The following is a 20,738-nucleotide window of genomic DNA, read 5'->3' on the forward strand; positions in this document are numbered from 1 at the left end:
GCTTGACGCGGCCCTTCGGGACGCGCAGGACGCGCGCGCCGAGGCCGAGCAGGCCGACCGGGCCCGGGTCCGCGCCGAGGCGACCTCGGACACTCTGCGTGAAGTGCTGGACTCACTACGCGATAACACTCGCGAGGCCGGCCCGGCCGGCACACCGTCGACCGCAACTGAACGCCCCGACGAGCGCCCCTGAGAACTGAGTGTCAGAGGTGGCAGCCACACCCCAAGGGCACGACGATCATTCGGGGACGCCGAGCTCGGCGGACCGACTCGAGTCGTAGGTAGGCGGCGTCCACGGCGCCCGCGGCCTGAGGGAGAAGGTGGCACGCAATGTGGGATCTTGGCACGGCGACGTTGGCGGTCGCGGTGGTGGCGGGCGGTGCCCTCGTGCTTCCTCCGACCGCGCGAGGTGTGGGCGGGATGTGCGCGATCATCGGCTTGCTCGGGGTGAGGCAGGGGGCGAACGTGGGCGCCGACTCCTCGCGGCACTGGGGACGCTGGCCTGGTTTATCGGGCACTGGTCGTTCGCGGTCCGCAATGATGCGCGGTACCGGTCACGGTTGGCGCGCGTGGTGATCGACCAGACGCCGCCCGCGGTGGACGCTGCCGCAGTTCTGGGAACTGCGAAAGCGCAAGACGCGCGAGTGACTGAACGCTGACACATCTCTTCCGACCGGAACGAGAAAAGGCCCCGCGGTGTGGCGGGGCCTTTGTTGTGGGTAAGCGTACGTCAGATCAGAACAGCGAAGGTGTATCCAGGGGTGCGGTATTGCCGGATGCGGCGCTGTAGGCGATGGGGTCCCAGCCACCAGAGACTGCGTTGCGGACGGCCAGGGAGCGGGCGTGGCGGTCTTGCCGTCTGAGGGAGGTTCGGATAATTCCGGTGCGTCCGCAGGCGACGGCGTAGTTCAGGTTCGCCGCCTGTGTGGACGGGATCAGGTGATCGGGATCAACGCGCACGCATAGTGGCTCGTTGCAGCGGTGTTCGGCGACGACGCCGGCCAGGTCGATGCCGTCGAGTAGAAGCGCGAACCGGTGCGCTGATTCGGTGCGGCTCACGCCGCCTTCGCGCCAGCTCAAGCGTCCGTACCCATCAACACCGGAGACGGCCCCCGTGAACAGCCAATGTCCGTCGCCGGGGGCTCGTACGACCTTGGCCCAGAACGCGGCGATTGCCTCCGGAGTGGGGGGCAGTGTCGCGCTGTAGGGGCGCGAGTTAGCCGACGGCCCAGACGAGGTGGACCGTGGTTCCAGGTCCAGTCCCGGCAGGGGAACGTCCTCACACCACGGCCCACCGCGGGGATCAGTGGTTGCTGGCACCGTTGCTGTCCGAACTGTCTACAGCCGTGCCCGTCTCAGCGTCTTCGCTCGCACTCCCGGTGCTCTCTGACTCAGACTCGCCGCTGGCTTCGTCGTTGTCGTCCTCGGAGTTTTTTGCGCTGCGGATCGCTGCACCGACGTCGCGGGCAGACAGGCCGGTCATCTCGGCTAGGTCGGACTGGGGGACGCCGAGGCCCCGGAGCTCGATGAGCGCGCCGCCGAGGGTGGCTTCTGCTTCCTCGCGGGCGTCGATCGCGGAGAACACGGCAATAAGCTTGGACTCGCGCTTGCGCGCCCGCTCCAACTCGACGGCCATTGCTTGGCGGGCGCGGGCCCGTGCGGTCTGTGAACGGGAGTCTGTCTTCGCGAGGCCCATACGCTCGACCCTATTGGTCGCCGCTCTCCCCCGCAGTCGCCCACGCTCTGGCTGCCCACGCTCTGGCTGCGGCTGCCCGCCGCAGCTTCCGCACCGCCCCGGCCAGTCGCCCTCCGTGCGTCCGCCACAAAACCCGACTCGCTCTCGCTCCTCTGAACAGTCTTACACAGTAGGCATTACTAATGACGCCTGGAAAACCGCTGGTCACCGACCCGGCCAGCCGCGCCGATAGACGCGCCCAGACGCCCCCGCCTAGACTGGCGTTCATGATGAGCCTGCGGGCGGTGCACGCCGGGACTGGATACCAGTACTTGCTGCGCTCCGTGGCCACCCACGACGCCGACCCGCAAGGGCAAAGCCTGTCGGACTACTACGCCGCCAAGGGCACCCCACCGGGCCGCTGGATCGGCTCCGGACTGACCGGGCTGGCATCCGAGAACGCCATCTCGGGATCGGTCGTCACCGAAGCACAGATGGCCGCACTGTACGGCGAAGGCCTGCACCCGGACACCGACGACCTCATGGAATCAGGGACGCCACTGTCGGCCTGCAAACTGGGCCGCTCCTACTCCCTGTACGCCTCCGGCGTGCCGGTCCTGGCGGCGATCGACGCCGCTGAGAAGGCGTTCGTCTCTGGCGAAGGCAGGCGCCCCACCACGGATGAGAAGGGCCAGATCGCCGAGAGTGTCGGACGCGGTTTCTACACCGAGCAGTTCGGCTACGACCACGCCTCCGGGCGCGACGTCATCGCCTGGGTCAACCGCGAACGAGACAAGGTCCGCCAGGCCGTGGCCGGGTTCGACTTCACCTTCTCCCCGGTCAAAAGTGTCAGCGTCTGGTGGGCAATGGCCGACGAGCACACCGCCTCCCACATCGCGGCGCTGCACCACGAAGCAGTCGCCGAAGCACTCACCTGGGCCGAGAACAATGCGGTGTACACGCGGGTGGGAACCAACGGCATCGAGCAGGTCTCCACCGGCGGGATCGTGGCCAGTGAGTTCACCCATTTCGACACCCGCGGCGGGGACCCGGACCTGCACTCGCACGTATTGATCGCCAACAAAGTGCAAGGCCCCGACGGGCGGTGGCGCACCCTGGACTCACGCGCAATCCACCAGATGCACCAGGCGATCTCCGCCCGCTACGACGCCGTCCTGCACGACCTCATCACCCGCCGAATGGGCGCGCGATTTGTGGCCCACTACCCGCACCGAGACAAGGCGCCCATCTGGGAAGTCGCCGGTATTGACCGCCGCCTGATCGACGCGTTCTCCTCCCGCCGGACCCTGGCCCGTCCGGTCTACGACCGACTGGTCACCGAGTACGTCCAGGCCAATGGTCGCCAACCCTCGCAGCGGGCCGCGTACGCCCTGTGGCAGAAAGCCATCCTCGACACACGCGATGCAAAGAAGCCCGCACAGTCCCTCGATGAGCACCGGCAGACCTGGCACAAGGTGGCCGCCGAGCGCATTGGCCAGGACGCCCTTGCGGCCATGCTCTCCGGCGTCCGAGGTGCCGGCGCAGAGCAGGACCGACCCCTGTACTCAGGCAGCGAACACGCCACCGACGTGGCAACCAAAGCTGTACGCGCGGTGACCTCCCAGCGGGCGCAGTTCCGCCAGTCGCACGTGGACACGGCAGTGTCGACCGTCCTGAAGGGATACCGGTTTGCCTCCGCCGGCGACCTGGAGCAAGCCCACAGCCAGGTCATGGAAGAGGCGATGGGAGCGCACGTCGTGGCCCTGACACCGCCGGAAATGCTGGACCTACCGGAGGCACTGACGGGTGAGTCCGGGGCCGGGGTGGACCGTCACGCCAACTCCCGCAAATACACCACCGCCGCGGTCCTTGAAGCCGAGACACTGACCCTCGAGGCGGCCACCACACCGGTTGCGGTGTTCGCCTCAGGCGCCGACATTGAGCAGGCCCTGGCCCGCCACGAACTCGAGCACGGGTGGGCGCTCAACGCCGGGCAGGCCGCGATGGCGCGTCACCTTCTCACCTCCGGCACGCTCGTTGCCGCCGGAGTTGGCCCAGCCGGTACCGGCAAGACCGCGAGCATGAAACTCCTCGCCCAAACCTGGCAGGACAGCGGGCGAGGTGTCATCGGATTGGCGCCCTCGGCAGCGGCGGCATCCATCCTTTCCGATGAGATCGGTGCGACCTCCCACACCATCGATTCGGTGACCTTCACCTGGCGCGGACTACACCCCAACCAACCGGAGAAGACCCTGTCGGCACTGCCGATCAAGATCGCCCCCGGCGACATGCTCCTGGTCGATGAGGCCGGAATGTCGAGCACCGAAAACCTGGCCGCACTGACAGAGATCGCCACTGAATCGGGAGCTGTTGTTCGGCTCATCGGTGACCCCAAGCAGCTCGCAGCCGTCGAAACCGGCGGACTGTTCGGAGAGGTCGCGCGCACCCCAGGAACGCCCGAGCTGCGCGAGGTCATGCGCATGGGCAGCGACACCGAACAAGCCGCCGCCACACTCTCCCTACGCGAGGGAAACCCCGACGCCCTGGCCCTGTACTCCCAGCGGGGATGGATCACCGGCGGCACCCGCGAGCAGATGCTCACCGAGGCAGTGGAGGCCTACCTCACCGACACAGGTGCCGGCCGAAACTCGTTGATCATCGCCTCGAGGAACACCGACGTCGACACCCTCAACGAGATCATCCGCTCAGGCCGCATCACCGCCGGGATCGTCGACGCATCCTGCGAAACCCGAGTCGCTAGAGGCGACACCATCGGCGTCGGGGACACCGTCATCGCCCGCAAGAACGCCAAGCTCTACACCGAAGACCGCAAGTACCTGGGCCGGGTCATCAACGGGCAACTGTTCACCGTCACCGGCCTCACAGGCGACGGCTCGGTGGCCGTGCAAGATATCAACACCGACGAGCAGATGCTCGTACCCGGCAGCTACGCGCAAGACAACATCCACCTGGGTTACGCCTCCACCATCCACCGAGCCCAGGGCGCCACCGTGGAGACCACCCACGCCGTGGTGGACACCTCCGTCGACCGGGCCGGCCTCTATGTCGCCATGACCCGAGGCAAGCAAGAGAACCGCGCCTACGCCGTCTGCGAGCCCGTCGTTGATTTCGTGGCGGAAGATGCCCACATGCACTCGGCTGGCGACCGGGACGCACCTACCGCCTCGGAAGTTCTGGCGACCATTCTGCGGCGCGACACCCACCAAGCCTCGGCCACTGCGGCCCTGCGCGAAGAGATGGACCACGCCACCGACCCGGCGCGTCTGGAAGCGCTGTATCGGCACGGCGTCGACCTGGCCGCCGACGCCTTCACCAGCGCCACTTTGGCCGAATACACCGACGCTCTCCCCCGTCTCTACAGTCGCCAGCTCGAGGCAGATCCCGACCAATACGCGGCGATCGCCCAAGCCTGGACCGACGCGGCAAAAGCCGGCCGCGACCCACGCGAACACTGGACGCAGGCCACAGCGAACCTCGAAACCGCGGACTCCCCCGGTGCCGTCATCGCCCACCGCTTGCGTCACGTGACCGCCGCCGGTCAAGACCGAAGCGCTCTGCCCACTCCCCCACCGGCAACCGCTACTGGCGATGCCGAACTCGCGGCCTGGCTCACCGCCACCCACGACGAACTGACGACCTCGCCCGACGAGGACACCGCCCAGGCGCCCTCGGTGGACGTGGACGACTTCACTGCCTCCTACCTCGACCACCGGGCCGCAGAGGAAGAAAGCGGCCCGGACACCCACTCGACGACCGGATCGCCCTGGGGACCTACGACCGACTCCTCTCCCGACCTCTGGTGACTTGTCCGCTTCGAGCAGGCGGTCAACTGGAGGTGTTAGGCGGCAGTGGCGGCCCATTGATGGGGCGCGGCCAGCACGTCCGCCGCAGGCAGCGCAGCGCGGGCCGCGGCCACCAGTTCCCACCAACTACCGGGGTCTGGCTCGCGGTGGCGATCTTGCGCGGCCATTGCTGCCCCCCAGGTGGTTGCCTCCACCGGCGGCCCGGTCGCGGTGGCCCCGTAGGCCAGGGCGATATCGACGGGGTGGACCTGCTCGGCTTCGGCCGGGCTGGGGAAGCTCCCCCATTCGGCAAGCGCGTCGGAGTCTTCTGCCTGGTACCGGGTGGTGAACCACCACACGAACACCGCCGATTGCAGCCGGTACAAACGCACCCGATCCGCATGGGCCCCCGTCACCCCAGCGGCGGCGGCGGCCCGGGTTAGGCGGGAGCGCCCCTGGTAGACGCGCCCGCTGGAGGTGCATAGACCGAGGGACTGCAGGGCACGGAGTTTGCTGCGCACCGTGGCCGCGCACACGCCCAAGCGTGTCGCCAGCTCCCCCACCGATACTCGCCCGGTCCGGAGCAGGTCCCACACCCGCAGCCCCAGCACACCCAGAGAGCGAGCGTGCCAAATGTCAGCACGAGCGCATTCCAATTCCTCATGAAGTTGCTGCGCTAGGACTGGAGTAAATACTGCGCCACTTCCTGTCTCCCCGCCCCCGCGGGTAGCCACCCGCCAGGTCGCGGCCCACGGGCCCACCGCTCGCTGAGTGCGGCGGATCCATCCCCGGTCGGCGAGATCGGTAAGCCGGTCAGCGACGGTGTCCCTGACCAGGCCGGCGGCCAGAGCCCAGTCACGCTCAGAGAAGTGGACCTCCTCGGAGGCTGCCGAGAGGACGCGTGCGGCCAGGGCGAGCAGGACGAGTCGGCTCTGCGCTCCGGTTTTGCCCTGCCACTGCTCGGGCTGGGCCTCCATGCGCGCGATCAGATCGGCGACGGTGCGCTCGGCGGTGCGGCGGGCCGGGCTGCACGTGCCCGAGGTCCGGGTGGCGTGGCTGGCGGCAGTGACGGCCTTGGCCCACTGACGAGCCAGCTCCTGTTCGGTGTCCAGCCGGGGGGTACGGCCGCCTGCGGTGCGGCGGGTGCGCAGGAATTCCAGACCGGGCCAGTTCTCGGTGAAGGCGGCTCTGGCGAGGTCGCGGTACTGCATGCGGGCGTGTGCGCACGCGAGCACGATCGACCAACCGATCGCGGAGGCATCCCCGCTGCTGGTGATGGGGGTTGAGCAGAGGGCGCGGATCTTGGCGGGCAGTGGGCGGCGTGGTCCGGCCAGATGCGGATGGCCTTCGACATCGACATGCACGGGCAGGGTGGCAACCGTCGGGTTCGCCGCGGCGGCCGGATGAGGGTGGGCGCCGAGCTGCTCGACAGCCCGCTTGAGAGCACGCAGCGATGCGGGATGAATGTCGGTGTCGCCCAGGGGTACCGAGGTTCCGCCGGAGCGGTGGGGTGAGCCCGGGGCGCGGACACAACCGGTGCGCGGGTTCGCCAGTGGGCCGCGGTCAAGTGAGGGCCACGCGGCGGCGAATGCGTCCACTACTGGCGCTAGTCGGGTCGGTGAGATCGCGGTGCTCAGGCGGATCCAGACGTGATATCCCCCGCCGGGTCCAGATGAGCACACCAGATGTTCGATCCCCGCGGCGGTGAGAGCGGATGTGCAGGCGGCGAGGTCGGCAGTGGCGGTTGAGCCGGCGTGATGGGCGTCGAAGTCCAGAGCAAGCAGGCGGAAACGGCCGGCTTCGTCTGTCAGATGCAGCGCGTACGGCACATCTGGGCCGGGGGCGCCGTCGGTGAAGCGCCGAGTTGTCGAGAAGGTGTGGGCTTTGCGCGGGTCGACCCGCACATACGGGCGCGGACTCCACACACACGCCACCGACTCCCACCACGTGTTGACCTGATGGGATGCAGTTTTGCTGGTATCAGAACAAGACACGCCGTCCGGATCGACTGGACCGTCCGGAAGGTATGACCTACCCTGAGAGGTGCTTGGAAGCACAGCTCTCCTAATTGGTGAGCAACCCGAGTTTGAGCGGCAACTCGAACTCTTGACTTTCGATCCCGGCCCACTCGCCAGTGAGCCGGGATCAGTCATTTCATGGGCTGCATGATTTTTAGTTTTCAGTCACACAGCTGATCTACCTCACGCTGGAATCGCCTCCTGGTCGTCAAAATGCGACACGGCTTTGGGCATGCCGAGGTGTGCCGCAGCGACTTCGGCTACGTACTGGTTCATAGAGATGCCGCGCGCCTTGGCTTCACGCCGAAGTGCGTCGTAAACATCCGAAGGTACGCGGACTGTCATGCGTGTCCGCTCCCCCAAGGCTGGCCTGCCAGGCCCAGAACGTGTGGTCGCCATGACGTCAAAACTGACATGGCTGACGTCAGAAATGTGTGCGACACGCTCACGACGTCACAAATGGCGGTAACAAGTGTGGCGCGGAGGCCGCTGTTTCAGCCGATCGTGGAACTCGGCCCTGAGTCATGCTCGCTTGCAACTAGTGTTTGGCGTCCTTTTGAGCTGGCATGAGTGAGTCGACGAGCACCAGCTCCATCAGGTCGATTCCATCGAGCACCGGAATGACCTGCCGCGTTGATTTCGGACAGCGGAGTTGATGGTTTCTCTACGCTGCCGTCGCCGGCTGGATGTCAGCGTAGTGCACCTCGTTCGGGCGCTTGTAGCCGAGCGCTGAATGGCGTCGTCGGGTGTTGTAGAACCCCTCGATGTAGCTGATGACGTCGCGTCTGGCCTGCCGCTTCGTGGCGTAGACGGTGCGGTGGACGCGTTCGTTCTTGAGCGCGGAGAAGAACGACTCTGCCATCGCGTTGTCCCAGCACACGCCCGTTCGTCCCATCGAGGAACGCATCCCCAGATTCTTGACCAAGCGCCGGTAGTCGCCCGAGGTGTAGACGCTTCCGCGGTCGGAATGGAAGATCGCCCGCGGCTCGATCACCGTCGTCGCAGCGGCGTTCTTCAGCGCCGTCTCGACCAGCTCGGTGCGCATGTGATCGGCGATCGACCAGCCCACCACTTTCTTGGAATAGCAGTCGATCACGGTCGCCAGATAGACGAACCCCTGCCAGGTGTGGATGTACGTAATGTCACCGACAAACTTGACCCCGGCGCGATCGGCGGTGAAGTCGCGTTCCACCAGGTCAGGCATGTCGGCCGCCGCGTCGGCATCGGCTTCGGTGGTCACCCGAAATGGTCTCGGTTGGCAGGCAACGAGGCCTTCGGAGCGCATGATCTGACGCACCAACTCCGGGGAGCACTCAGTGCCCTCATCGGCCAGGTCAGCGTGGATCCGCCGATACCCGTACGTGGCGTCGGTGGCGGTGAAGAAGTGCTTCACCCTGGCCGTCAGCGCCTGTCTGCGGGCCGCGGTCGCCGAGGTCGGGCGCGAGAGCCAGTTGTAGAACCCAGAGGTCGAGACGGCCAGCCAGGCGCACATCTTGTAGAGCGGGTTGGTCTCGGACGGGTCGTTCTTGCAGGAGTCGATGTACTCGTATCGGCTCACGGTCGCTGCTCCCGCGCGAAGTAAGCCGCTGCTTTTTTCAGAAAGGCCGTTTCAGCGCGGAGCTCGGAGTTCTCCCGCTCCAGCTCCTTGAGTCGTGCCCGCTCATCGAGCGTCACCTCAGTCTCGGTGCCGCCGTGGGTCTCGCGGTATTTGTTCAACCAGTTCCGCAACGTTTCAGGTCCGACGCCGTAGGCCACCGCGACGTCCTTGATCGTCTTCGAGGTCGTGATGACCTCCTGGCACAGCTCATCCTTGAACTCCTGGCTGAACCGCCTGCGTGATGCACTCACTGCTGGGTCTCATTTCGGTAGGTCCCTCACTTTAGGAGGGCCCACTGTCCGAGATCACCGCAGCAGGCCAGAACTCGAGCCCGAAGCCTGTCGATGTCTGATCAGCAGTCTCGTGATTCCAAGTACTCGACGATGGCGCTGTCGGTGATGGACGCGATACTGATAGTGCGGTCGCCTGTTTCGTAGCGCAGTTTGTCTACCGCGCGGAGTAGCCGTGCTTTCGTTGATGGGCGCAACCGGACATTGTGCTGCTCCGTCAGTCGCTCCTCCCCCCGCGCGGCGGGCTGGTTTGTCTGTGGGGCGGACAGCGGCGCGGGAGTCGGGGTAGGTCGCTCGGGCAAGTCCGCTGCGGGGTGGGTAGTTCGTCGGATTGCGGGTTCACGCTGGACGCTCATGCTGCAGTCCCTTCGGTGATTACCAGCTCGGAAAGTAGATCCGTGTAAGCGACCTGGAGAGCTAACGCCTTGCCGCCAGTGAACCTGTGGATCGGCGTGTGAGTGCTATGCGCGTCCTGGCGGGCGGTCAGTTCCGGAATGGCGGTCTTCGCGACCAGTTCTCCGTAGGTCTCACGCAACTCGCTCTCGCGGAATCGGTGTTCGCCGGTGGCCCGCTTACGGCTAAGGACAATTTTCTCGAGCACGAGTCGGGGGTTGGGTCGTCTCTGGACATTGCGGATCGTTTCCTGAAGGTTTTCGATCCCCCGGACACTGTCGATGGTTGGCTCGGTGATGGCAATGACCCCGTCGGCTGCGCACAACACGGCAAAGAGCAACTTCCCCAGTGACGGTGGACAATCGAAGAGGACCGCGTCGTAGACCGAGAGGTCGAGCCCCTCGAACGCGATGTCGAGGCGGAAGATCAAATCGTTGGCTCCGTCCGACTCGATGTTGGCCAATGCTTCGTTGGATGGGATGAGGTCAACCCTGTCCCAAGGGGTTGCGATGACGGCATTGGCTGCAGCTCCCGCAGCGGTTCGGTTCATGAGGTCGAACGTCGTCATCATGTCGTCCGTGATTTCGACACCGAGCCCAGTGGTGGAGTTCCCCTGAGGGTCGACGTCCACAATCAGAACATTGCGTCCCTGATCGCTCAGTGCACTAGCCAGGCCGAGCGTCGTTGCAGTTTTGCCGACGCCGCCCTTCTGATTGCAGAGCGCTAACTTGCGGACCATGCGCGTTCCTCTCGAAGTGGCGGCCAACCACAGGTGCTCGCTAGGTTGGCTGGACGGTTACGTTCCCTCGGATAATCGCTGGGTAGTTCGCGTCGTAGTGCTAGCGAGGCTAACCCTGATAGATAGTGACGTAGCGAAGGCTCGCGGAGCAGCCATAACTATCAACGTTTGGCTAGCTAGCGGTGCTAGCTTAGTTAATCTAGTAACGGTAGACAAGCACGCTACTGGTGCTTCTCTAGCTTGTTGTGCACGCAGAGACGGGTCGGTGTGCCGGGCGCTGGTGCCGCTACCCCAATTCGCTTAGGGCCCCCACGGGCCTGTCGAACGTGGGCCACTACGTGGGGCCCGATCAACGAGCCCGTGCCGGGCGGTTGGCGCGTAGGGCCTGATGGTTGCGCAGATCCATCGACCCGGTAGCAAGATTCTGGATACCCGGTAGCGGCGGGTTGGGGTGTGCTCGGCTGAGGGCGACGGCACAAGGGGTGTCGTCGTTCTTGGCATGAGAGGCGGGATCCGTGGCGGATTACCGAAGGATTATGGCGCTGTTGCTTCAGGGCCGCAGCTACCGGGAGGTCGTGGAGACGGCGGGCTGTTCGCACCGTGATGTCGCGCGGGCCAAGCAGGTGATCGGAGCGAACGGGATCACCTCAGTGGAGGGTGTCTCGGATGCGGAGGTCGCCGGGTGGTTCCCCGACGGGCGACGGCGGGTCTCGGATGAGTACGAGCGGCCGGAGTTCGAATCGGTACTCCAGGCGCTCAAGCACCGTCGCCACTTCACCTTGCTGCAAGGGTGGCGTCGGTACGCCGATGCCGCAGGCACGGGCAAGAAGAAGTACGGATACGCGCAGTACTGCGCCCTGTTCTCCGAGTGGGCGCGAACGAATGACCTGGTCGCGGTCCTGCGCCACGAGCCGGGCCGGGCGATGCACGTGGACTGGGCCGGGGACACCCTGGACGTGGTGGACCGGGCCGACGGCGTAGTGGTCAAGGCCTACTTGTTCGTGGCGGTCCTGCCGTACTCGGGCGCGGTGTTCTGCCGGGCCTATCCGGACATGAAGTCCGAGGCCTGGCTGGACGCACACGTCCAAGCATTCGCCTTCTTCGGGGGCGTGCCCCAGCTGGTTGTTCCCGACAATCCGACCACCTCGACGCATCAGCGTCACAAGGGCGATGCGGAGCGGGTCGTCAACGCCCGCTACCAGCAGCTGGCCGACCATTACCAGTGCGCCATCGTCCCAGCTAGAGCCAAGAAACCAAGGGATAAGGCTGCCGCAGAGTCTGCGGTGAACGTGGTGAACCTACGCGTCATCGGCTATCTCGAGGGCGAGACGTGGTTCTCGGTGTCCGAGCTCAACGAGGCGATCGACGAGCGGGTGCGGGAGGTCAACCGCGAACTGAGGCGGGCCGACGATTCGACCCGGTGGGAGCGTTTCGAAACCGAGGAGCAGCACCTGCTCACAGCCCTGCCCGATGCCCGGTTCGAGGAGGTGGCCTGGAAGCAGCTCAAGGCCGCCCGCAACTATCACATCACCGCCGACTACCAGCATTACTCGGTGCCGTACTCGCTGGCCGGGCAGCTGCTGCGGGTTCGGTTGACCTCGAGCCGAGTCACGGTGTTCAACGGCAACGAGGTCGTGTGCGAGCACCCGCGGCTGAGCGGCCGCAAGGGCCAGTACTCCACGCTCGGCGTGCACGTGCCGGACAAGCACCGCGACATCGACGGCCTATGGTCCAGGACCTGGTTCAGCGATCGAGCCCGCAGCTTTGGTCCGGCCACACAGGAGGTGATCGAGCAGATCCTGGACCGCCACCAGATCGAGGCCCAGGGGTATCTGGACTGCCAGAACATCCTGGGCGGACTCGGCAAGAAGAACCGTCAGCGCCTTGAGGCCGCCTGCGGTGAACTCCTTGCCCGCGGCGGCTATCCCACCTACACCACCCTCAAGCGACTGATGGCCGCGATTGACTCGGATGCCAAGGCGCCCAGGACCATCAGGCCCGCAGCCTCAACCCGCAAACACACCGAGACCCGAGAACCCGGACCCGAGGTCTACGTCCGCGACGCCTCCCACTACGAAATCGGCAGTCAGGGGGCGGGGCAGTGACGTTCACCGACATCGACTACGACAAGTTCCGCGCCCTGCGCGTGACCCGAGTCGCCGCCCGGCTGGAGCAGCTCATCGGCGACGAAGCCAACGACGAGCTGACCCCCGAGCAACTATTCCTGACCGCCGTGGACGACGCCCTCGAAGATCGACGGGCACACAAGGTCGACAAGCTCATCCGGGCCGCCGGCCTGCCGATCCCGGAGGCGAATGTCGCCGAGATCGACTACCGCGGGATCAACCCGGTGCGGATGAAACGCTACGCCGCCCACGACTGGGCCGCCGATCCCACGAACCTCCTGGTCATCTCCCCAACCGGAGGAGGAAAAACGTACCTGGCCTGCGCAATCGGCATCGCTGCCTGCCACAACGGTCACGCCGTCACCTACGCCAGGATGGATTCGCTCGCCCGGCAGTTGGTCATCACCCGCGCCGACGGAATCGCGCACCAAAAACTGCTCAATGACCTATCGAACACGGACCTGCTGATCATCGACGACTTTCTCACCGTCGGCATCGACAGCGATGCCGCCTCCGACCTGTTCGCCATTCTGGCCAACCGCGAACACCGCCTGCCGACGATGATCGCCTCGCAAACCGGGCCGGCCCACTGGGTCGCCGAACTGCCCGACCGAGTCGCCGCGGACTCCATCGTCAACCGCCTGGCTAACAACGCGCGGACGATCAACCTCGGCCAGATCGATATGCGCCGACAGCGCCAAGACCAGGCTCGCACCACCGACGGCTACTGGGAGTAAAGGGCCAGCGGCTGCGGCCCCGCCCAGAAGCTGGGGCCGCAACCGACTCCCCAGAACAGCGCTACCAACTCCGTGGACTCGCGCAACCAAGTAGCCCTACGCGCCAGGCGGTCAGGGGGCCGACGGGGTCGTCATCGGGGAACGTTTGAATGTGGACGCGACGGGTGTTGTCCCAGGTAAGGTTTCCGAGCTCGTGAAGGACTTCGAACGAGGTGCCGGCACCTGCAGAGATAGGCGTGACGGCGGCGGGGCGCCTCGCCGGACGGGCTTGGGATCACCACCGAAGCACACCCGAGGAGCTCCAGAGAAGGACTGTTAGCGCAGGTAGGGGCCGATCTACTGTAGCCGACAGTTATCCGCTCGGGGGTTCGTCGGAGCCGCTCCCAGCATCCGGAAGTAGAAATGGCTTGCACCCAGAGGGGGCCGTCACTACGCTAGGAACTGCCCACCGTTACGACGGAACGGGAAGAAGGCCTTAGAACCCCAGCCGGACGACTGGATCTAGGGCCTTTCGCTTTGTCCAGACTCTGGCATCAGAGACTCGGGGGTCCGCTTCTCGATCAGGATGCTGCCGCGGAGCACATCGATGTAGCTAACATCTCCGGAGAAGCTCGCGTTCACCGCCCCAAGCACAGCGTCCGGGATCCACAACAAGGGGTCATCGCCACCACGGCAGTGGCTAATCCTCAGGCCCCGATGCCAACCCTGGTTCTGCAACGAAACGATATGGGCGCGGTCCTGCTTGTCCTGAGAGTCGCTTCGCCGTTCGAGAGTGATGTCTAGGACATCAGCCTCTCCGAGTTCGTAGTAGAGCGTTTCCAGGCACTTTCGCCTGTGGCGCTCAGTCTTTCGGTTGCGCCCACTGAGGTGTGCAACGACTACGTGCATGGAACCCAGATCGGCGATTGTCTCTGTGATCGTGCGGCGGCGGCGATCACTTTCATCGGTCCAGTGAGGTTTGATCTGGCCTGGAAGACGAAGATGGCGTAGCGCTTCTCGGATCTCGTCGCAATCTCCTGCGGTGACGATGGCCGCCCCGATTAGGTACTCCTGAGTTGTATCGGTCCGGACGCAACTGGACTCATCAACAAACGCACGCATACCCGCCGAGGTCATTTCCACCTACTCACCGTATCCATCGGCCGCGACAACCCAGCCCGGCACTTCCTCTTACAACTTCCGCCCCTTTGGGGTACACCCATGTGGGACGATGCGCCGCCGGTCATCGCTGCTGTGTCACAGGGTCTAGTTCGCTACTTATGAAACACCTTCTCTCTGGGTCTAAAATCTATTGATACAGATTCCGGACGAAAGGGTCTTCCGATGGCTGAACGGATCGGGACGTTGCTGAACCCTTCGGGTGACGGTGGCGAGGAGGTGCTCATCGTCAGCCGCGGGAGCGTGCGGACTCGGTTCCGTCGCCGGGACGAGCTGGGCTGGAACTTTCGAGTTGAGTCGACGGACTCGGAGAACATCATCGAGCGGAAGTCGCAGCCACAGCCGGATCCGAAGTCGACTTGCCGGGCGGCGCGTCCGCGTGGACAGCGGGTGGCGTACGTGCGGGTGTCGGCCGCGGATCAGAACGAGGCGCGTCAGCTCGAGGCGGTGGGGGAGTGCGACCGGGTCTATATCGAGAAACAGTCCGCTCGCTCGCGTGCCGATCGCGTAAAGCTCGAGGAGTGCATCAGGTACCTGCGGGACGGTGACGAGCTGGTGGTCGCTTCGATGGATCGCCTCGCTCGTTCGTTGGTTGATCTCAAGCAGATCGTTGGCGAGATCACCGCGAAGGGTGCGAGTGTGGAGTTCGTCCACGAGCGGGCCACCTACGCTGCTGGCGCTCAAGATCCTCGAGCAGACCTGATGCTTTCGCTGCTCGGGGCGTTCGCCGAGTTCGAGCGGGCCATCATCCGCGAGCGCCAGGCCGAGGGTATCGCCATCGCCAAGGCGAAAGGCAAGTACAAGGGGCGCAAACGCGTCCTGACGGCCGAGCAGATCGAAACGGCCCGGGCCCGCGTCGAGGCGGGGGAGGGGCCGTCGGCGATCGCCCGAGATCTCGGAGTGGGTCGATCCACCCTCTACCGGGCACTCCAGCGACAGACATGAGCTGGACTTTCAGGCGAGAATCGTGCCATCTCAAGCGGGGCGATCAGGCCTGAGTTCCACAACTTTTAGTGACCCGCTTTCATGGCGAGGGACGGCCTGGGTGCGCACTTCTGCGCGGGCCTCGCCACGCAGGGAGTTTGTGGAGCTGCGAGCGATCCAGGAAGGGCGCTGCCGCAGCCGTTCACGTCGAGCTCAACCGTGTTTTGGGGCGGCTGGGTGTCCGACTGATCTCCCCCAGCGGGCGTGCAACCCACTAATGGCCGTCGAGGCGGGTCACTGGGGCTACTCGAAGCTCCTGGAAGCCGCGCCCGGCCCGGATGTTTAGGCGCTTGCTGGCCCGGTAGATCCTTACTGTGGGCCGTGATCGTGTCCGGGCGACTCCCCACTGCCGCCCAATTAGTGACCCGCGCGAGGAGCGTCCAACGCTGTGAACAGCGACGACCACACCCAAGAACGCTGAATCACTGTCAACTTGTGGAACTCAGGTTCGACGACCGTATAGCCCGCGTCGAGGAACTTCCTGGTGATTCCAGCACCATAGCTGCCAGTGCATTCGATACCCACCTTGTCGACCTGTGAGTATTCGCCGACGAGAGCAAGGGCTTTCCGGTAGCCGGACGCGGTCGCCGGCACCATCACGTCGACGAGGGGGCGACCGTAGTTGGTGATCACCGCCACGTGGTGCGTATCCGCGTGCGTGTCGATCCCGACCACTACCGCGGAGCTGTCGTTGTCGTGCATCATTGTGGTGCACCCCTTCCGTAATCGCAGATCAAAGGAGTGCGCAGCCGGGTGGGCGTCAGTCAGTTCACTATCGGGAAAGCGTTCAAACTCCTATCAGGACATGGCGGCCCACCCGGTCACGCTGTGAGCCCGAGGCGGCCGACATGTCCGGATCAAGACAATCCTCTACGTACGCAGAGGACGCCAGAAGGGCCGTGAGTCAGACCGCCCAAGCTCGCCTACCATTATCGATCAGCAGAGCCTGGCGGGCGGACCGCCAAGTCCTTCAAGAAGGTCAGGCCTACGGCCTCACAACTTCATAGTGAAGGGCCGGTTCTTGTGATTCGACCCTGCCCCCTGTGTCCTGCTCAGGGCGCGTTGTATTTGTGCTGTGCTGATGAGCGCGGCAGATGGTGGCGTCGACCGAGACGTTCCAGTCGATCTTTCCGGCTGCGTCGGCATCGGCCAGGATCACGTGCAGGATGCGATCCCAGGTCCCGTCCCGGGCGTAGCGGGCGTGGAGCTTCCACACGGTCTGCCACGCACCGAACTCCTCGCGGGGTAGGTCCCGCCAGGGAATACCTGCTCGGTAGCGGTAGATGATCCCCTCGACGACTTTGCGATTGTCGCGAAACGGATGCCCCTGCCGCCCTTCATTGGAGGGCAGCAAGGGCTCTATCCGCTCCCACTGCTCGTCGGTGAACTGGCGAAATCGTGACTTCGTCTGTCCCATACGGCCACGGTCTCGCGGGTCACCGCTCAGCTATGGGAGACATGCCCTAGTTGGTTGCCCACCAGGTTCACCAGTGCGGCGCCGGCGATGGCGAGGACGGCCAGCACCGGGACCCACACGTCGGAGTCCTGCATCCCGAACGGTCGCAGCATGTAGGTACCGAAGGTTCGGCCGAGAAGGGACTCGGCGAGGATCATCGACACGTACATGAACAGCGAAACCGAGCCAGCCACGACCCCGGGTCCATACGCGGCTTTGAGTTGCATCGCGATTCCGCCCGAGGAAGGGTTGGTGGCTGAGTAGCGGATGTAGGAGTAGGAGCTGAAGGCCACCACCACTGCCCCGGCAAGGAAGGCCCACGGCATCCACCCCCCGGCCAGCTCGGCGACCTGCCCTACCAGGGCGAAAATGCCCGCCCCGATCATCACCCCCGTCCCGAGCGCAACGGATCCAGTGAGGGTCAGTGAGTTCGAGGACTGGGCGCTGCGATCCATGCGGTACCGTACTTTCTTCTCGTCGGGCGGGGTTGGCGGTGTGCTTGCGGTCGGGTGCGCCGAGTTCAGCGGACCAGGATCGTGCCCATCATGCCGAGGTCCTCGTGGTCGAGGATGTGACAGTGGTAGACGGTGCGGCCGACGATGTCGTCGAAGGCCACGCGGATGGTGACGCGGCCGAAGGCCGGAATGTTGACCACGTCCTGCCAGGTGGGTGACTCGCCGTCGTCGAGGACTTGCATGGGCCACACGTGCAGGTGCATTGGGTGGTCCATGGGGCTGGTGTTGGTCAGGGTCCATTCCTCCACAGTTCCGGCGCGGACCGTGATGTCGTTTCGGTCGGCGTCGAACTGTCGGCCGTTGATGGTGAACGACATCATCGATTCGGCTCCGCGCATCCCACGGCCCATGCCCATGCCCATGCCCATGGCGAATTCCAGGGTTCGACGGGCAGTTACCGGTTCGGTGCGCAGGTCCCGCAGGGCCGGTCCTGCGGGCACGGGATCGGGTTCGTCCGCCGGGGGCCCAGTCACGTCCAGCGTGAGCAGACCGATCGGCTCGTCGTCCGCCGGGAACGCACCGGCCATGGGTCCGCCCATCATGCCAGGCATGGCGCCGCGGTCCACCGGGATGCTGAGCAGAGTGGAGGTGCCCTGGCGAGCGTCCACCAGGAGTTCGACTCTGTTTCCGGGAGCCAGCGTCACCTCGGTGAGGTCGACAGGTTCGGGTAGGCGGCCGGTGTCACGGCCGAGCAGGCGCAGAGACTGACCATCCAGGGTCAGGCGCAGGTAGCGGGACGGGCAGGCGTTGACGATCCGCCACTGCTCTCGCTCTCCCGGCGAAGCGGTGGCCCGGGGCCGAACCTGGCCGTTGACCATCACTATCTCGCCTTGACGGCCCATCATCTTCTCGGGCGGGGACGCGGCAGCCGGGTTGCCAGTGCCGTCGAGGGTGATGTCGGAGACGACCAAGGTGCGCTCACGGGACACCGGGACCGGCTCGGGGTCCTCAACAACGATCGCTCCGTAGAGTCCGGCCGCCAGTTGGTCAGCGACATGGCCGTGGTGGTGGGGGTGGTACCAGAAAGTCCCGGGCGGGTGGTCGTTTGGCAGGACGATTTCGTAGTCGAAGGACTCGCCGGGGGAGATGCTGACGAAGGGGTTGTCGCCATTGCCCTCGGGGGAGACGTGCAACCCGTGTACGTGCAGGTTGGTCGGGGTGTCGAGTTCGTTGGCAATCGCCACTCGGATCGTGTCTCCGCCCCGAACGCGCAGGGTGGGGCCTGGGAGTGTGCCGTTGAACGCCTGCACGTTTGCGTTTCGCCCGCCGATCTTGACCCGGGCGGGGGCGGCGACCAACTCCAGATCGAGCACACCGTCCCGACTGGCCACCACGTCCGGCTCGAGAAGGTCGTCACCACCGTCGGAGAAGCCACCACTGTTCGTGGTGTTGCCCTCACTGACGGTCCACCACAGGCCGGCCCCGCCCACGGCGGCGGTGCCGGCCCCTGCCAAACCCAGTGCGAGGAGCTGCCGTCGGGTCAGCTCGCTCACTGCCGTCCCTCGCCCAGAGTGTGTAGTCGCTCCCGGTACTCCTCGGTGGTTAGCTCTCCACGGGCGTAGCGTTCGTCCAGGATCTCTCGCGGCTGGCGCGGGCGTTCCCCGGTTTTGACATGCTCATGCCCTCCGGTCTGGCCCCGGCCGCCGGTGAACGCTTTCGCCAGGACGACGGTGACCACCCCCGTGCCCAGAATGACCAAGAGCCAGAAGATCCACATCCAGCCCATTCCCGAACCCATCCCGTTGTTCCACATCATCGCGATCGTCCTTCGCTACTTCTCAGTCCCGAGCGTGTGGCCCGCCGGTGTCTGGGGGGTGGTGGCGCCGGGTGCGGGGCGTGGCGGTCGGTCTGGAGACCGTGGATCGGCATCGGCACCGAGGGTCTGGGTGTGGAGCAGCACGTGCAGGATTCAGCGATCGCTTCCAACGGAAGGTTACTGCGAGGCTGGATAGACATCTTCTCCTCTTCATATTCGTTGCTGGCGCTCACTGTAACACCTCCAATTATACCCCTATGGGGTATGTGGGGTAGGTGGTTGAACCCGGCTCACCCATCGATTGGTCTCTGGGTGTCTCACGCCTGGGGAGCGGTCCCTGTCAGGGCGACAATGGGGCAGAGCACGCTGGCCCAGAACACGCCCAGGCCAATGGCCACCACGGTTACACTCGCCCACTCCATACCGCGCCCCTGTCTTCCGGTCGAGTTCCACATTGGCCGGTACGCCCGCGTATTTGTGTGGAGATCAGGTGGAGGTCTGATCAAGAATTGTGGTTCCCCCCGAATCGTGGAGCCTGCGGTTTCCCGTTCTTCGTCGCGGACTAAGCCGCGGTGTCCGGAGCGCAGCTGGTGTTGACGGCGGCCGCGGTGTCCGGAACAACTATTCGCACGCCGAGCGGTTCCGGTGACGTACGTCACTCACTTCACCTTTGTCGTTTCGCCTGCGTATCGAGTTGTTTCATCGGCGTAAAGGGTCGCCGTTGAGCGCAACGGAACGCCGTCCGCGGGGAACGAACCGGGTGACACTCCACTGCGTGACCGGCTGACGCGGTCGCTGCGTGGAGGAGTCCCGGACGGCCGACCGGCCGCCGCCGGCCCCACCGAAGAAGGACCCCACTGTGACCGAGACCATCCGCACCCTCGTCGACATTGACCTCGACGGCCTGGCCGACCTGTCTGCCACCTCCAAGGAGAACCCCTCCACCGGCCACCGCACACTCAAGGCCACCACCGTCTGCGAGACCGGCTTCCGCAACCTCACATCAGTGCGGGACACCGCGCCGGTCCTCGTCTCCGAGCCGTGCGCACTGCTCGGAGACAACGCCGCCCCCAATCCGTCCGAGGTCGCCCTCGCCGCGCTCGGGTCCTGTATCAACGTGGGCCTGGTCGCGAACGCCGGGCACCGCGGGATCGCGCTGACCACCGCCGAGATCGCCATGGAAGGCGATATCGACATCTCCGCCGTCTGGGGGGTCGGCGACACTGACCCGGCCAAGATCATGGGGTTTACCGCGATCCGCTGCACCATCACGCTCGCCGGGGACACCGATGAGACCACCCTTACCGAGATCGCCGAATCCGCCATGCGCTGGTCACCGGTCGTCAACACGATGACCAACCCGGTCGAGGTCTCCCACACCACCGTCGTCGCTTGATCGCCCGTCACCAGACCCGAGGAGAGCACCGATGAACACCACCGACCCCCGCACGGTCCTGGACAAGGCCGAGGCCGGCCGCATCGTCGATGCGG

At 65.3% G+C, this 20,738-nt stretch carries 17 protein-coding genes and 1 pseudogene; 6 read left to right on the top strand and 12 right to left on the bottom strand.

Annotated features, from left to right (window positions below; translation table 11 throughout):
* Nucleotides 1-193, top strand: a pseudogene (locus IY392_RS19075) (hypothetical protein); the annotation flags it as partial.
* Between the two features lie 542 nt (nucleotides 194-735).
* Here the strand turns inward: IY392_RS19075 and IY392_RS19080 are convergent.
* Both IY392_RS19080 and IY392_RS04375 read right to left on the bottom strand, forming a co-directional pair.
* Nucleotides 736-1,059 (bottom strand): hypothetical protein, encoded by a 324-nt coding sequence (locus IY392_RS19080; RefSeq protein ID WP_228549012.1) that lies wholly within the window; start codon nucleotides 1,057-1,059, stop codon nucleotides 736-738.
* 244 nt (nucleotides 1,060-1,303) lie between these two features.
* A complete protein-coding gene (locus IY392_RS04375) occupies nucleotides 1,304-1,696 on the bottom strand; it encodes a hypothetical protein (RefSeq protein ID WP_181694353.1) in 393 nt (130 codons plus the stop codon).
* Between the two features lie 266 nt (nucleotides 1,697-1,962).
* Between IY392_RS04375 and mobF the strand changes: the two genes are divergently transcribed.
* Nucleotides 1,963-5,499, top strand: a complete 3,537-nt coding sequence (gene mobF, locus IY392_RS04380; RefSeq protein WP_228549013.1) for a MobF family relaxase — start codon at nucleotides 1,963-1,965, stop codon at nucleotides 5,497-5,499.
* Nucleotides 5,500-5,534: 35 nt separating this feature from the next.
* On the opposite strand, the gene IY392_RS04385 is transcribed toward mobF, so the two are convergent.
* The 4 genes from IY392_RS04385 to IY392_RS04400 all read right to left on the bottom strand — a co-directional run bounded on the left by IY392_RS04385 (nucleotide 5,535) and on the right by IY392_RS04400 (nucleotide 10,515).
* Entirely contained in the window at nucleotides 5,535-7,382 is a 1,848-nt protein-coding gene (locus IY392_RS04385) for a hypothetical protein (protein WP_194860604.1), read from the bottom strand.
* A 297-nt stretch (nucleotides 7,383-7,679) separates the two neighbouring features.
* Complete coding sequence (locus IY392_RS04390) at nucleotides 7,680-7,841, bottom strand: toxin-antitoxin system HicB family antitoxin (RefSeq protein ID WP_119192862.1); 162 nt, start codon at nucleotides 7,839-7,841, stop codon at nucleotides 7,680-7,682.
* A gap of 319 nt (nucleotides 7,842-8,160) precedes the next feature.
* Nucleotides 8,161-9,344 (bottom strand): IS3 family transposase gene (locus IY392_RS04395; RefSeq protein WP_194860605.1). Its coding sequence is split into 2 segments (ribosomal slippage): nucleotides 8,161-9,080 and nucleotides 9,080-9,344, totalling 1,185 coding nucleotides; the frame shifts between segments, so codons are not numbered across the junction.
* A 391-nt stretch (nucleotides 9,345-9,735) separates the two neighbouring features.
* A complete protein-coding gene (locus IY392_RS04400; RefSeq protein WP_119192861.1) occupies nucleotides 9,736-10,515 on the bottom strand; it encodes a ParA family protein in 780 nt (259 codons plus the stop codon).
* A 536-nt stretch (nucleotides 10,516-11,051) separates the two neighbouring features.
* On the opposite strand from IY392_RS04400, the gene istA reads away from it, so the two are divergent.
* The gene (gene istA, locus IY392_RS04405) at nucleotides 11,052-12,620 is read left to right on the top strand and encodes an IS21 family transposase (protein WP_228549014.1); all 1,569 of its coding nucleotides are present in this window, start codon (nucleotides 11,052-11,054) and stop codon (nucleotides 12,618-12,620) included.
* Nucleotides 12,617-13,378 (top strand): ATP-binding protein, encoded by a 762-nt coding sequence (locus IY392_RS04410; protein ID WP_194860607.1) that lies wholly within the window; start codon nucleotides 12,617-12,619, stop codon nucleotides 13,376-13,378. Before istA ends, IY392_RS04410 begins: the two co-directional genes overlap by 4 nt.
* 501 nt (nucleotides 13,379-13,879) lie before the next feature.
* Here IY392_RS04410 and IY392_RS04415 read toward each other — a convergent pair.
* Nucleotides 13,880-14,494 (bottom strand): hypothetical protein, encoded by a 615-nt coding sequence (locus tag IY392_RS04415; protein WP_083249842.1) that lies wholly within the window; start codon nucleotides 14,492-14,494, stop codon nucleotides 13,880-13,882.
* Nucleotides 14,495-14,701: 207 nt separating this feature from the next.
* Between IY392_RS04415 and IY392_RS04420 the strand changes: the two genes are divergently transcribed.
* Nucleotides 14,702-15,481 carry a recombinase family protein gene (locus IY392_RS04420; protein ID WP_194860608.1) on the top strand — a complete coding sequence of 260 codons (780 nt, stop codon included), beginning with the start codon at nucleotides 14,702-14,704 and terminating at the stop codon, nucleotides 15,479-15,481.
* A gap of 396 nt (nucleotides 15,482-15,877) precedes the next feature.
* Here IY392_RS04420 and IY392_RS04425 read toward each other — a convergent pair whose 3' ends face one another.
* The 5 genes from IY392_RS04425 to IY392_RS04445 all read right to left on the bottom strand — a co-directional run bounded on the left by IY392_RS04425 (nucleotide 15,878) and on the right by IY392_RS04445 (nucleotide 19,247).
* Nucleotides 15,878-16,225: a transposase gene (locus IY392_RS04425; protein ID WP_194860609.1), complete on the bottom strand. Its 348-nt coding sequence runs from the start codon at nucleotides 16,223-16,225 to the stop codon at nucleotides 15,878-15,880.
* 280 nt (nucleotides 16,226-16,505) lie between these two features.
* Entirely contained in the window at nucleotides 16,506-16,937 is a 432-nt protein-coding gene (locus tag IY392_RS04430; protein WP_228549015.1) for an IS5 family transposase, read from the bottom strand.
* Between the two features lie 26 nt (nucleotides 16,938-16,963).
* Entirely contained in the window at nucleotides 16,964-17,431 is a 468-nt protein-coding gene (locus IY392_RS04435) for an amino acid permease (RefSeq protein ID WP_228549016.1), read from the bottom strand.
* Between the two features lie 65 nt (nucleotides 17,432-17,496).
* Nucleotides 17,497-18,984 (bottom strand): multicopper oxidase family protein, encoded by a 1,488-nt coding sequence (locus tag IY392_RS04440; protein WP_194860610.1) that lies wholly within the window; start codon nucleotides 18,982-18,984, stop codon nucleotides 17,497-17,499.
* Complete coding sequence (locus IY392_RS04445; protein WP_007633941.1) at nucleotides 18,981-19,247, bottom strand: SHOCT domain-containing protein; 267 nt, start codon at nucleotides 19,245-19,247, stop codon at nucleotides 18,981-18,983. The genes IY392_RS04440 and IY392_RS04445 overlap by 4 nt, the downstream gene beginning before the upstream one ends.
* An 871-nt stretch (nucleotides 19,248-20,118) precedes the next feature.
* Between IY392_RS04445 and IY392_RS04450 the strand changes: the two genes are divergently transcribed.
* Entirely contained in the window at nucleotides 20,119-20,643 is a 525-nt protein-coding gene (locus tag IY392_RS04450) for an OsmC family protein (RefSeq protein WP_194860611.1), read from the top strand.
* The last annotated feature ends 95 nt before the right edge of the window (nucleotides 20,644-20,738 follow it).

Origin of the sequence: Dietzia sp. SYD-A1 (assembly GCF_015356725.1) — a bacterium.
In the GTDB taxonomy this organism is placed as follows: domain Bacteria; phylum Actinomycetota; class Actinomycetes; order Mycobacteriales; family Mycobacteriaceae; genus Dietzia.

Excerpts from the sequence above, each read along its gene's own strand:
- IY392_RS04425 (WP_194860609.1), bottom strand. The coding sequence starts at position 16,225 with ATGATGCACGACAACGACAGCTCCGCGGTAGTGGTCGGGATCGACACG.
- IY392_RS04390 (WP_119192862.1), bottom strand. The coding sequence starts at position 7,841 with ATGACAGTCCGCGTACCTTCGGATGTTTACGACGCACTTCGGCGTGAA.
- mobF (WP_228549013.1), top strand. The coding sequence starts at position 1,963 with ATGATGAGCCTGCGGGCGGTGCACGCCGGGACTGGATACCAGTACTTG.
- IY392_RS04400 (WP_119192861.1), bottom strand. The coding sequence starts at position 10,515 with ATGGTCCGCAAGTTAGCGCTCTGCAATCAGAAGGGCGGCGTCGGCAAA.
- IY392_RS04415 (WP_083249842.1), bottom strand. The coding sequence starts at position 14,494 with ATGACCTCGGCGGGTATGCGTGCGTTTGTTGATGAGTCCAGTTGCGTC.
- IY392_RS04375 (WP_181694353.1), bottom strand. The coding sequence starts at position 1,696 with ATGGGCCTCGCGAAGACAGACTCCCGTTCACAGACCGCACGGGCCCGC.
- IY392_RS04420 (WP_194860608.1), top strand. The coding sequence starts at position 14,702 with ATGGCTGAACGGATCGGGACGTTGCTGAACCCTTCGGGTGACGGTGGC.
- IY392_RS04445 (WP_007633941.1), bottom strand. The coding sequence starts at position 19,247 with ATGATGTGGAACAACGGGATGGGTTCGGGAATGGGCTGGATGTGGATC.
- istA (WP_228549014.1), top strand. The coding sequence starts at position 11,052 with ATGGCGCTGTTGCTTCAGGGCCGCAGCTACCGGGAGGTCGTGGAGACG.
- IY392_RS04435 (WP_228549016.1), bottom strand. The coding sequence starts at position 17,431 with ATGGATCGCAGCGCCCAGTCCTCGAACTCACTGACCCTCACTGGATCC.
- IY392_RS04430 (WP_228549015.1), bottom strand. The coding sequence starts at position 16,937 with ATGGGACAGACGAAGTCACGATTTCGCCAGTTCACCGACGAGCAGTGG.